At 68.1% G+C, this 12,646-nt stretch carries 10 protein-coding genes; 6 read left to right on the forward strand and 4 right to left on the reverse strand.

Annotation, left to right across the window (positions count from 1 at the left end; genetic code table 11):
- Nucleotides 1-71 precede the first annotated feature (71 nt).
- Nucleotides 72-3,719 (forward strand): S8 family serine peptidase, encoded by a 3,648-nt coding sequence (locus ACWGID_RS31275; protein WP_452202666.1) that lies wholly within the window; start codon nt 72-74, stop codon nt 3,717-3,719.
- Here ACWGID_RS31275 and ACWGID_RS31280 read toward each other — a convergent pair whose 3' ends face one another.
- Complete coding sequence (locus ACWGID_RS31280; protein WP_452202668.1) at nt 3,720-4,238, reverse strand: hypothetical protein; 519 nt, start codon at nt 4,236-4,238, stop codon at nt 3,720-3,722.
- A gap of 148 nt (nt 4,239-4,386) precedes the next feature.
- Between ACWGID_RS31280 and ACWGID_RS31285 the strand changes: the two genes are divergently transcribed.
- Complete coding sequence (locus ACWGID_RS31285) at nt 4,387-5,349, forward strand: HpcH/HpaI aldolase/citrate lyase family protein (RefSeq protein ID WP_452202670.1); 963 nt, start codon at nt 4,387-4,389, stop codon at nt 5,347-5,349.
- Between the two features lie 31 nt (nt 5,350-5,380).
- Here the strand turns inward: ACWGID_RS31285 and ACWGID_RS31290 are convergent, their stop codons facing one another.
- On the reverse strand, nt 5,381-6,037 hold the full coding sequence (locus tag ACWGID_RS31290) for a peptidylprolyl isomerase (RefSeq protein ID WP_452202672.1): 657 nt from the start codon (nt 6,035-6,037) through the stop codon (nt 5,381-5,383).
- Nucleotides 6,038-6,139: 102 nt separating this feature from the next.
- Between ACWGID_RS31290 and ACWGID_RS31295 the strand changes: the two genes are divergently transcribed.
- A complete protein-coding gene (locus ACWGID_RS31295) occupies nt 6,140-7,609 on the forward strand; it encodes a serine/threonine-protein kinase (RefSeq protein WP_452202674.1) in 1,470 nt (489 codons plus the stop codon).
- Nucleotides 7,610-7,715: 106 nt separating this feature from the next.
- Nucleotides 7,716-8,906 (forward strand): acyl-CoA dehydrogenase family protein, encoded by a 1,191-nt coding sequence (locus ACWGID_RS31300; protein WP_452202676.1) that lies wholly within the window; start codon nt 7,716-7,718, stop codon nt 8,904-8,906.
- Nucleotides 8,907-8,997: 91 nt separating this feature from the next.
- Here ACWGID_RS31300 and ACWGID_RS31305 read toward each other — a convergent pair whose 3' ends face one another.
- On the reverse strand, nt 8,998-10,038 hold the full coding sequence (locus tag ACWGID_RS31305; RefSeq protein WP_452202678.1) for an ArsR/SmtB family transcription factor: 1,041 nt from the start codon (nt 10,036-10,038) through the stop codon (nt 8,998-9,000).
- Nucleotides 10,039-10,269: 231 nt separating this feature from the next.
- Nucleotides 10,270-11,388 carry a magnesium and cobalt transport protein CorA gene (locus ACWGID_RS31310; protein WP_452202680.1) on the reverse strand — a complete coding sequence of 373 codons (1,119 nt, stop codon included), beginning with the start codon at nt 11,386-11,388 and terminating at the stop codon, nt 10,270-10,272.
- A 76-nt stretch (nt 11,389-11,464) separates the two neighbouring features.
- Between ACWGID_RS31310 and ACWGID_RS31315 the strand changes: the two genes are divergently transcribed.
- Both ACWGID_RS31315 and ACWGID_RS31320 read left to right on the forward strand, forming a co-directional pair.
- Entirely contained in the window at nt 11,465-12,019 is a 555-nt protein-coding gene (locus ACWGID_RS31315) for a general stress protein (RefSeq protein ID WP_452202682.1), read from the forward strand.
- 118 nt (nt 12,020-12,137) lie between these two features.
- Entirely contained in the window at nt 12,138-12,641 is a 504-nt protein-coding gene (locus ACWGID_RS31320) for a MaoC family dehydratase (RefSeq protein ID WP_452202684.1), read from the forward strand.
- Nucleotides 12,642-12,646: the final 5 nt, after the last annotated feature.

The raw sequence follows: 12,646 nt of genomic DNA on the forward strand, positions 1-12,646 counted from the left end.
CGATAGCAGTCCGGGGACCGCACCACATGTAATGCGGGGATTGCTGGTTCCCCCCTCAGCTTGGAGCCGTCGTGTCCCTGTCCTTCCCTCGTCGTGGGCTGACCGCCCTGGGCGCAGCTGTGCTGGCGCTGACCGCCGCCACCGTGCCCTCAGCCGGCGCTGCCCCCGCACGAACAACTGGTTCTGTTGGTGCGGCCCACACGATCACCTTGATCACCGGCGACAAGGTCTCCGTGACCACTGTCGCCGGCCGCCCGACCGCGACCGTACGCAAGCCGAACGGCACTCCGGCCGGCGCGCACATCATGGCCGTAGGCAACGACCTGTACGTCTACCCGGACGCCGCCCTGCCGTACCTCGCCTCCGGCGTCCTCGACCAGCGCCTCTTCAACGTCACCGAGCTCCTCGCCGACGGGTACGACGATGCGCACAGCGACGGCACGCCGCTGATCGTCTCGTACACCCAGGCGCGCAAGCAGGCGCCACTGGCGGGCGCTCGACAGACGCTGGTCCTCAGCAGCATCCGCGGCGCCGCCGTGACCGCGGAGCACGACCAGGCCACGTCCTTCTGGTCGTCCTTCACCGGCGGCTCTACTTCTGCCAAAGCGGTCCCCAGCGGCATCGCGAAGATCTGGCTGGACGGCAAGGCCAAGGCGAGCCTCGCCGACACCACGGCACAGATCGGCGCACCGGAGGTCTGGCAGGGCGGTGATACCGGTCAGGGCGTGGACGTCGCGGTCCTGGACACCGGCATCGATGCCGCGCACCCCGACTTCGGCGGCCGGATCGTCGCGTCGACCAGTTTCGTCCCCGGTCAGGACGTCACCGATCGCAACGGCCACGGCACCCACGTGGCGTCGACGATCGCCGGCACCGGCGCAGCGTCGAACGGCAAGGAGCAGGGCGTCGCGCCGGGCGCCGGGCTCCACATCGGCAAGGTCCTGGGTGACGACGGCAGCGGTCAGGACTCCTGGATCCTCGCCGGCATGGAGTGGGCCGCGCGTGACCAGCACGCCAAGGTGATCAGCATGAGCCTCGGATCCGGCCCGTCGGACGGCACGGATCCGATGAGCCAGGCGGTCAACACGCTGAGCGCGGAGACCGGCGCCCTGTTCGTGATCGCGGCCGGCAACTCGGGCCCGGACCCGTACAGCGTCTCCGCACCTGGTGCTGCGGACGCGGCGCTGACCGTTGGTGCGGTCGACGGTGCGGATCGGCTCGCCAGCTTCTCCAGCCGTGGCCCGCGACTCGGTGACAGTGCGGTCAAGCCAGACCTGACGGCTCCGGGCGTCGGCGTACTCGCGGCTCGGTCGCAGTACTCGCCGGAGGGTGAGGGTGCGTACGTCGCGATGAGTGGAACCTCGATGGCCACTCCGCACGTCGCCGGCGCGGCTGCGTTGCTGGCCCACGCGCACCCTGACTGGTCCGGTCAGCAACTGAAGGATGCGTTGGTCAGCTCGACCAAGACCACGATGCAGTACAGCCCGTTCTCTGCAGGTGCCGGGCGGCTCGACGTGGCCGCTGCGGTGCGCGGCACGCTGTTCTCGTCCGGTTCCGCTTTCGCTGCGGTCAAGTGGCCGTACCCGACGAGCGGACTGGTGCAGAAGGACGTCACGTACACGAACGACGGCGCCGAACCCGTCACGCTGAACCTGTCCCTCAAGAACCAGGGCATCCCCGTCGGTCTGTTCACTCTGACCACTCCGCAGGTGACGGTCCCAGCTCACGGTACGGCGCCTGTCGGTGTGGTCAGTCACCTCGATCTGGCGGCCGACGACGCCGGCTACAGCTCGATGCTCACGGCAACGGATGCTGCCGGAGCAGTCCGCGCTCACACCGCTATTGGCATCAGCAAGCAGAGCCAGCGAGTCAAACTGTCCATCCGCACGAAGGACCCGCATGGTGCGCCGCTGCCCGGTGTCGTCGTACTGAAGGACATCAAGCGGGACGTCGTACCGCAGGTGTTCATGGTGGACGAGAGCGGCAGTCTGGACGTCAACGTGCGTCCGAGTACCTACGCCGGCTGGATGTACGCCGACGTTCGCGGTCTGGACAGTGCGCATTCGCTGGGGCGTGCTGTGATCAGTCAGCCGGAACTGGAGATCACTCAGGACCGGACTGTCACCTTCGACGCGGCCGGGCTGCGCAAGGTCGCTGCGGTCACTCCGCGGCCGACGGACAACACCTACGTTCGCGTCGACCAGTACCGCAGCTACGGCACCCTGCATCGCTTTGTCGACACGTATCAGCTCGAGTGGTGGCTGTACGACTCCCTCTGGGCCACGCCGACTCGCAAGGTGACGCAGGGCTCCTACACGTTCGCCACGCGCTGGCGTCAGGAGCAGCCGGCGCTGACTGTCGGTTCCGTTGACGCCCTCGTTCAGAGCTTCTCACCGAAGCTGCCGGAGGGCATCGGCGTCTCTCCAGTGGTGTACGTCGGTGACGGCGCGGATGTCACGAAGTACAACGTGCGCGGCAAGATCGCAGTTGCCCAACGCAACGACGCCGTACCGCCGACGGAGCAGGCAGCGGTCGCGGCGCGCGCCGGTGCGAAGCTGCTGCTGATCCTGAACGACGGCTACGGTCCGCTGGACGCATGGGCCGATCTACCGATCGAGGACGCGCCGGCGCTGCCAGTGGCGTCGTTGACGACCGACCAGGGGCGGCAGTTGCTCGCACGGAGTCCCAAGCTGCTGAGTGTCGTGTCGCATCCGTACCCGGACTACTTGTACGACCTGGTCCAGCACCACGATGGAGCGGTGCCGAGTGACCCCGGCTACCGGCCTGGTGCGCGGGACCTGGCACGGATCGACGAGTCCTACCGGGACACCAAGCAGGGCGACGCGATCGACATCCGTTTCGACCTGTCGGCCGACCTCACCTGGGCAGTGGGCGCCGCAACAACCACTGTCCCCGCGCAGGGTGACCACACCGCGTGGGTGACTGCCAGTCCGAAGGTGAAGTGGCTCAGCATGGCCGCAGTGCCGGATCTGTCTCAGCAGGGCTCCTCGTTGTCCTACCGAGCAGGCAGCACCACGAAGGAGACCTGGTTCGGCGGTATCCAGCGTCCGAGGTTGCTGAGCGACAGTGCGCTCTCGACTCCGCCCTCACGCGTCGGCGACATCATGAGCGTTTTCACGTTGCCCGGCTGGGCCGACTCCGGTCCACACCAGGGCTTCGTGTACGACGTGGGCGCACCGGTGACCACTGCGCTCTACCAAGGCGACACGCTGCTCGGTGAGGGCGCTGACATGCTCTCTGTCGAGGTGCCTTCGGAGCCTGCGCCGTACCGGCTGGTGGTCGACACCACGCGCGATCTGCCGGGCCGGCCGTACTCGCCACGGACGCACACCGAGTGGGGCTTCACCTCCAGCCAGGCCGACTACGCGAACCTGGAGACGCTGCCGCTGCTCCAACTCGACTACTCGGTCGCAACGGACCTGTCCGGACGGGCGAAGCGCCACACGGACCTCGCGGTGACCGCCTCGCATCTTCCAGGCGCTGTAGGGACCGGCAAGGTCAGTACGGCGACTCTGGAGCTGTCGTACGACGACGGCGCGACCTGGCGACCGATCCAGCTGCAGCGCTCGGGAGCCGGTTGGCGGGGCAAGCTCGATGCGCCGACGTCCGCCGAGTACGCGAGTCTGCGAGTCACGGCGCGCGACAGCGCGGGCAACAGCGTGACCCAGACCGTTCAGCGGGCGTTCGGAGTGCGCTAGCTAGCTGAGTTTCGGGCGGCGGCGGATCGAGCGGTGGAACGTCGTCGGCGGCTTCCCGCGGGTCGTGGCTCTGGTCGGAACCGGAGCCTCGGCCCGTGGGGTCGCGTCGTAGCGTCCGGCCGCCTCGGTGATCTCACCGGTCGGGTCCAGGACCAGGATGTCGGCCTCGGTCTGCCAGCGCTCGAGCTGCGTGTCCAGTTCCGCCGCGTTCAGGCGGTCGGTCCGCAGTACCTGAGCGGCCTGCGTCCACTCGTCGGTCCCGGGCTTCAGCCGCCGGACCGTGGCCTTCCAGCTCGCCAGCCGGTTGGTGGCCGGCTTCGCGGGTACGACGACGTCGACTGTCGCCGCCGCGGCCAGACCGGGCAGCGGCTGCTCGGCGCTTTCGGATGCGTCCGCGAGCACGACGTACTGACCGTCGACCGTGGCGAACCACGCCGGTGCCGGCCGGCGGCCGTCCCAGGCCAGCCAGACGAGCCCGGCCTTCTTCATCACTCCGGCGATCTCGGCATCCGCGTCCACGCAACCAAGAGTGGCACAGGGTCAGGTTGTGCGTACGGCGCGGTGAATCGGGACACACTCGGCAGTGAAGTGAGCCGGGTCACCGGTGCGGCGGTGGGTGACGCCGTACGCTGCCGGTGACCGGCGAGTAACCGAGTGGAGGTCCCCGATGACGGAACAGGTTTTGCGCAGTCGGCGGTCGTGTCTGGCCACCCCGGGATCGAACCCGCGGTTCCTGACCAAGGCCAAGGGGCTGGACGCGGACCAGGTGTTCCTGGACCTCGAGGACTCCGTCGCGCCGCTCGCCAAGCCGGACGCCCGGAAGAACATCGTCGCCGCACTGAACGAGGGCGGCTGGGGGACCAAGCTGCGGGTCGTCCGGGTGAACGACTGGACCACCGAGTGGACCTACGCCGACGTCATCGAGGTGGTCGGCGGGGCCGGCGCGAACCTCGACTGCATCATGCTGCCGAAGGTGCAGACCGCCCAACAGGTGGTCGCGCTCGACCTGCTGCTCACCCAGTTGGAGAAGGTGCACGGGTACGAGCTCGGCAAGATCGGCATCGAGGCGCAGATCGAGAACGCGCTCGGCCTGACCAATGTGAACGCGATCGCCACCGCGTCGCCGCGGGTCGAGACGATCATCTTCGGCCCGGCGGACTTCATGGCGTCGATCAACATGAAGTCGCTGGTGGTCGGTGAACAGCCGCCCGGGTACGACGTCGGCGACGCGTACCACTACATCCTGATGCAGATCCTGATGGCGGCACGGGCGCATGGCAAGCAGGCCATCGACGGCCCGTACCTGCAGATCAAGGACGTCGACGGGTTCCGCCGGGTCGCGGGCCGCTCGGCCGCGCTCGGCTTCGACGGCAAGTGGGTGCTGCACCCTGACCAGATCGCCGCCGCCAACGAGGTCTACTCGCCGCGCCAGGACGACTACGACCACGCCGAGAACATCCTCGACGCCTACGACCACTTCACCTCCGCCGCCGGCGGTGCCCGCGGCGCAGTGATGCTCGGCGACGAGATGATCGACGAGGCCTCCCGCAAGATGGCCCTCGTCATCTCCGCCAAGGGCCGCGCCGCCGGCCTCACCCGCACCGACATCTGGCACCCCCCGGCGGACTGACCCGCCGGGGGAGAGCAGGCCTACCCGACCCTCAGTGCGCCCAGACCTTGTAGATGCGGATGGGCTTGGCGGGTGGGCCGTCCTGGTCGGGGTCGGCGATGCCGGCGGCGACCATGCGGTCGAAGGTAGACATGCCGGCGACGACGTGGCCGAGAACGGTGTAGTCCGGGGGGATGTTCGCGAACGAGTGCACGATGAAGAACTCCGACCCGTTGGTCCCCGGGCCCTGGTTGCCGTAGGCAACGGTGCCGCGCGGGTAGGTCTCCTGGCCGGTCACCTCGTCGGGGAATTTGTACCCCGGTCCGCCCTCCTCCTGACGGTAGATGTCGCCGCACTGCAGCACGCCCAGGCGGGCCGAGTTCGTCAGCCGGAAGCACTGGGTGGCGTCGTAGAACCGGCTCTTCACCAGATGTACGAAGTTGTGTACGCCGCACGGCGCGTTCGCCCGGTCCATCCGGACCACGAACGCTCCGTAGTTGGTCACGAAGGACACGTCGACGGTGCCCTTCGCGCGGGCCTGCGCGGACGGGATCCGGACCGGCTTGGCGGCCGGGTTCTCCGGCGTCGGGGTGAACTCACAGGTCACCACCGGCTTCGGACGGTGTTCAGGGGTGGCGGATGCCGTGGTCGTGGTCAGCGTCGTCGCGACCAGCGTGGCCGCGATCAGGGCGGTGATCGATCGCTTCATGCGACACACCGTAGTACTTCGATCGCGCTCCGCAGAGCTTTCGTGAACCTTTTGGCCAGGACTCGATCCGTCAGCCCAACTTGCCTAAGGTGTTGCGGTCCAATGCGGAAGGTGTGGTGTGTGAACGGCGAGGTACTCGCAGATCGGTACCGGCTGCTGACCCTGTTGGGGAGAGGCGGCGCGGGAGAGGTGTGGCAGGCCGAGGACACGATCCTCGCTCGGCAGGTGGCGGTGAAACTGCTGCGTGGGCTCGACGGCGACCCGGTGGACGCGGTCAACCGGTTCCAGGCGGAGGCGCAGGCCGCTGCCCGGCTGATGCATCCGAACGTGGTCGCGACGTACGACGTCGGCGCCGCCGGGGACCACGTGTTCCTGGTGATGGAGTTGGTGCAAGGCCCGGACCTCGCCCAGCTGATGCGTACGTCGGGACTCCCAACGGCCGACTTGGTCAAGGACATCGCCACGCAAGGCGCGCGGGCCCTCGACGCCGCGCACGAGGCCGGCATCGTGCACCGCGACGTGAAGCCGGGCAACCTGCTGCTCGCCCCCGACGGCACGCTCAAGATCACCGACTTCGGGATCGCCAAGAGCGTCGGCACCGAGACGACCGGACTGGGCGTCCTGCTGGGTACGGCGTCGTACGTGTCGCCGGAGCAGGTCCGTGGCGAGCCGGCCACCGCGGAGAGCGACTGGTACTCCTTCGGCTGCGTCCTGCACGAACTCCTCACCGGTACGCCGCCGTTCACCGGACCTACCGTGGACGTGGTGATGCGGCAGCACCTGGAGACACCGCCGCCGCCCGTTGTGCGTACCGACGTACCTGAGGAGCTGGCGAACCTCGTCACGCACCTGCTGGCGAAGAACCCGGCAGACCGCCCGTCGTCGGCCGCTGCGGTCACCGCACTGCTCACACCGGCCAACCAGACTCAGGTCTTGTCCTACAGCCCGCTTGCGGCCGCTGAGGTGCTCGGCGTGGGGAAGTGGGAGGAGGAGTCCGACGACGAGGCGCCGCACCACACGCATCGGGCAGAGGCGGGGAGTACGTTCCCGTTCGCCAAGGTGGGTGTGGCTGCAGCCGTAGTGGTCGCAGGTCTCGTGGCGGTGCTGCTGTTGCGGGCAGGTGTGTCGAACGATCCGCCGGCCCAGGCGGGCGGTACGCCGTCAGCGCCGGCGCAGAAGGCGACGGCGGCCCCGAAGACGACTGCGCAGCCGAAGCCGACGCCGACTCCCACGAAGACGACGCCGACGAAGAAGCCGAAGTCCAAGGAGACCCCGCAGAACCCGCAGGCCGCTCTGGTGCAGCAGATGCGGACTCTGGCCGCGCAGGTCCGTGCGACTCAGCAGGACAGCCACAGCAAGGCGCCGCGTGACGCAGCGCGCGAGCTGGACCAGGCCGCGCAGGCGCTGGACCACGGTGACACCAAGTCCGCGGCCGAGCACTTCTACGCGGCACGGCAGCGGCTGGTCGAGGCACAGCAGCGGCACCGGTGGCAGGCGACCGCGCCGATCGCGGCACTGTTCAAGACCGTCGGCGAAGCGCTGCCACGCCCGCAGCACGACAACAACGAGTGAGCCACGCGACCTCCACCAGGTGGTCGGTGTCACAGCGGGTGTCATCTCGTCCCGGGATGCTGGAAGCCGCGATACTCGCGGGTATGCCGGCCGAAGGAGGCGCACGATGAGCAGGTTGCAGCAGACCGACGGGCTGACCGACATCCAGGAGGAGATCCTGAAGACGGTCCGGTCCTTCGTCGAGGCGGAGATCCTCCCGGTCGCCACCGAGCTGGAGCACCGCGACGAGTACCCGACCGAGATCGTCGAGGGCCTCAAGGAGCTCGGCCTGTTCGGGCTGATGATCCCCGAGGAGTACGGCGGCCTCGGCGAATCGCTGCTCACCTACGCACTGTGCGTCGAGGAGATCGCCCGCGGCTGGATGAGCGTCTCCGGCATCATCAACACGCACTTCATCGTCGCGTACATGCTGCTCCAGCACGGCACCGACGAGCAGAAGCAGAAGTACCTGCCGCGGATGGCGACCGGCGAGGTCCGCGGCGCGTTCTCGATGTCCGAGCCGGGCTGTGGGTCCGACGTGTCCGCGATCAAGACCAAGGCCGTTCACGACGGTGACGACTATGTGATCAACGGCCAGAAGATGTGGCTGACCAACGGTGGTTCGTCGACGCTGGTCGCCGTCCTGGTGAAGACCGACGAGGGCCAGGACTCGGTCTACAAGAACATGACCACGTTCCTGGTCGAGAAGGAGCCCGGGTTCGGTGAGGTCGACAAGGGCCTGACGGTGCCGGGGAAGATCGAGAAGATGGGCTACAAGGGCGTCGACACCACCGAGCTGGTGTTCGACGGCTACCGGATCGACGCCGGCCAGATCCTCGGCGGCGTCCCGGGCAAGGGCTTCTACCAGATGATGGACGGCGTCGAGGTCGGCCGGGTGAACGTCGCCGCGCGCGGCTGCGGGGTGGCGCGGCGGGCGTTCGAGCTCGGGATCAGCTACGCCCAGCAGCGCGAGACGTTCGGCAAGAAGATCGCCGACCACCAGGCCGTGCTGTTCCGGCTGGCCGACATGGCGGTCAAGGTCGAGGCCGGCCACGAGCTGATGGTGAAGGCGGCGCGCAAGAAGGACAGCGGTTCCCGCAACGACTTCGAGGCGGGCGTCGCGAAGTACCTGGCGAGTGAGTACTGCGCCCAGGTCGTGGAGGACTCGTTCCGCATCCACGGCGGGTACGGGTACTCCAAGGAGTACGAGATCGAACGCCTGTACCGCGAGGCGCCGATGCTGCTGATCGGTGAAGGGACCGCCGACATCCAGCGGATGATCATCGGCCGCCGCCTGCTGGAGGACTACAAACTCTGAGTGTGTTGCCGGCCGGCGCGCTGGGTCGACGGGCGGGGCGGTGCCAGTCGGCCCAGCGCGTGGCGGGGCAGGGGCCAGGCGGGCGCGGGGGCTAGGCGGGCGCCCGGTCCGAAGGTCGGGTGTGTCTAGAGGCAGGGCCCGGGGTGTGTCCCGAGCCGTGGCCGGACAGCAGCCAGATGCCCAGCTGGGTGATCTCGTGGCGTACCGAGGCGCCGGCCCGGCGGGTGGTGATCAGGCCGGCTTCGCGCAGGACCGTCGCCTGGTGGCTGGCGGCGGCCGGGGAGATCTTGCAGCGCTTCGCGAGCTCCGTCGTCGTACAGCCGCTGACGGTCGCTTCCAGCGCGGCCGCCCGGGTGGATCCGAGCAGCGAACCCAGCGGGTCGCTCGACGGAGTCGCGTCCATCGACGCCTGCCGCAGGATCCCGGGCGCATGCTGAATCGGGTAGACCAGGATCGGTTTCAGATCCGGGTCCCGCAGCTTGGTCGGTACCTGCCAGCAGAACGCCGAAGGCTGCAACTCGATTCCCCTGCCATCGAGATACAGATCACGGTCGTTCATGTCCAGCACCTGCAGGACCGGTGCCACCCACCGGACCCGCGGATGCAGCGACGACAACAGCCGGTCCACCCCGTGGCGGGCCAACGCCTCCCCACGATGGGCGTGGTCCGCGGACACATGCGTGCCGATCGACTTCCAGTACGGCGCGATCGCCGCGTCATGGTATGTCCGGATGGCCCGGCCGAGTTTGTGCAGCGACGTCCGGCCACCTTGTGCCAGCTCCCGCGTCCACGGTGACGCCGGACGCCACCGCTGGAGCAGGTCGAGCTGGCTGCGGATCTGCTGCCGCGGTGTCGACAGCGCCTGCTCCAGCGCGGTGTCGAAGTCCGGTGCGGACTCGGCCGGGGTCAGGAAGTCGGGGGAGTAGCCCTTGGACGGCATCAGCTCGAGCAGCAGCCGCATCTGGTCCGGAGCGACCTTGGTGCGCACCTGGCGGCGCCAGTCCTCGAAGATCAGCCGGCCGTCCGAATGCTGCAGCATGTGCAGACTCAGCAGCACCTCCCAGAGCGGGGCCGGCTGCGTTGCCACCGTGACCCGGGTCAGGTCGCGTGGCGTGAAATGAATCCGGAGCACCGCGAACCCCTCCCGTCAGCTGTCGTCACGACATCTCCCCCAGCGGCGCCGGTCGCAGAAAGTGGTCGAAACCTGACCGAACGCGATGCCGGAATTCAACCAAGGCAGCGGAATGGTCCACAACTGTTGGAACATTCCAATCCGCGAGGACTCCCGGCCATGGCAAAAGGTTGCCAGGTCGCCTCGTTACCGGTAGTGGAGAGGTCGGGGCAACGGTACGGAGTACCGGGGTCAGAGCCAGTGGTTGCGCTTGAACAACCGGTACAGCACGACACAGGCGGACAACATCACGCCGAGTACGACGAAGTACGCGTACCGCAGGCGCAGTTCCGGCATGTAGTCGAAGTTCATCCCGTAGATCCCGGCGATCATCGTCGGGACGGCGAGGATCGCGACCCAGGCGGAGATCCGGCGCATGTCCTCGTTCTCGGCGACCTGGACCTGGGCGAGGCCGGCCTGCAGGATCGAGCTGAGCAGCTCGTCGAACGAGATCACCTGCTCCTTCACCCGCTGCAAGTGGTCGTCGACGTCCCGGAAGTAGTTGCGGGTCTCCTCGGCGATCATCGGGTGCCGCAACGTGGACAGCGCCCGCATCGGCCCGGTCAGCGGCGCCACGGCCCGTTTCAGCTCGAGTACTTCGCGTTTCAGCTGGTAGACCCGGTCGATCCCGCGCCAGCCCCGCGGGGAGAACATGTCCGTCTCGATCAGGTCGATGTCGGCCTGGACCGCGTCCGCGACCTCCAGGTACCGGTCCACCACGTGGTCGGCGATGGCATGCAGTACGGCGCCTGGGCCGGTGGCGAGCCGGTGTGGCTCCTTCTCCAGCTCCTGACGCAGTCCGGTCAACTCACTGTGTTCACCGTGCCGGACAGTGACGACGAACCCCGGTCCGCAGAACACCATCACCTCACCGGTGGCCACGACTTCACTGGTGGCGGTCAGGTCCCGGTGCGGGACGTACGTGACCGTTTTGAACACGGCGAACAGAGTGTCGCCGTACCGCTCCAGTTTCGGCCGCTGGTGAGCTTTCGCGGCGTCCTCCAGGGCCAGCGGGTGCAGACCGAACTCCTCGCCGACGATGGCGAGCTGATGGGGCGTGGGCTGGAACAGACCGATCCAAACGAACCCCTGTCCGTGGCGGGCCCGGGCCAGGGCCTCGGTGTAGGAGCTGACCCGGTGGTCGCGCTGACCGTCGCGGTACAGCCCCCAGTCGACCAGGGCGCCCTCGAGCTTCCCGGTGACCACCTCGTCCAGAGGGTGTCCGTCAGCGGCGGCGCGCCGGGCGAAGACCTTGCCCATCCGGCGTGTCGCGGCTACTTCCCAGCGTCTGTCCCACCGTCGCCCGGCCATCATCGGCGAGGCTATCAAGCCGGGTAACCAGCCGTCGGCAATGATGGGTGGTGGAAGCACGTGGAGAGGAACGACCATGACCACCCAGGGCATGCCCTCGATGGACCCTCGGCCGACCGGGCTGACGATCGGGACGTACGACACCTACCGGGAGGCACAGCGCGCCGTCGACTACCTCTCGGACGAGAAGTTCCCGGTCGAGCACACGACCATCGTCGGCAACAACCTCCGCCAGGTCGAGAAGATCACCGGCCGGCTGACCTGGGGTCGCGCGCTCACCGCCGGCCTGGCCAGCGGCGCCTGGTTCGGTCTGTTCGTCGGTCTGCTGCTCGGCTGGTTCACCAGCGGCACTTGGATCGCGGCCGTGCTGACCGGTGTGGTGCTCGGCGCGTTCTTCGGACTGGTGTTCGGCGGCCTCAGCTACGCGCAGTCGGCAGGCCGCCGCGACTTCACCTCCCGGACCTCGGTCGTCGCGACGACGTACGACGTCCTGTGCGACTTCAAGTTCGCCGAGGAGGCACGCAACCATCTGGCCAAGCTGGCGCTGAAGGGCGAGGTGCACCCGCGCCTGCCCGAGCAGCCGGCCCAACAGCCGACGCAGCAGGCACCGCTGCAGCGTCCGCAGGACTGAGACTGACGCTGACCGGTGGGTGAGGTGACCTATCTCTCCCACCGGTGAGAGCCAGACCACGGTCCGGATGCGCCCGGACCGGCAGCATGGGGAATCCAGGACCGGAGGAGGAACCGCGATGCAGTTCGGGCGCAGCTACGAGGAGTTCGAGGTCGGTGCGGTCTACAAGCACTGGCCGGGCAAGACGGTGACGGAGTACGACGACCACCTGTTCTGCCTGCTCACGATGAACCACCACCCGCTGCACCTGGACACGCACTACGCGGAGGGGTCCACCCAGTTCGGGAAGAACGTTGTGGTGGGCAATTACATCTACTCGATCCTGCTCGGCATGTCGGTACCGGACGTCAGCGGTAAGGCGATCGCGAACCTGGAGATCGAGTCGCTGCGGCACGTCGCGCCGACCTTCCACGGCGACACGATCTACGGCGAGACCGTCGTCCTCGACAAGTGGGAGTCGAAGTCGAAGGACGACCGCGGCGTCGTCCACGTGGAGACCAAGGGCTACAAGCAGGACGGTACGGTCGTCTGCCTGTTCCGCCGCAAGGTGATGGTCCCGAAGAACAACTACCTGGAGAGCCGGGGCGGGGAACAGCCTGGCCGCCCCACCCCAGCCTCCTAGGTCTT

Source organism: Kribbella sp. NPDC054772, assembly GCF_053611945.1.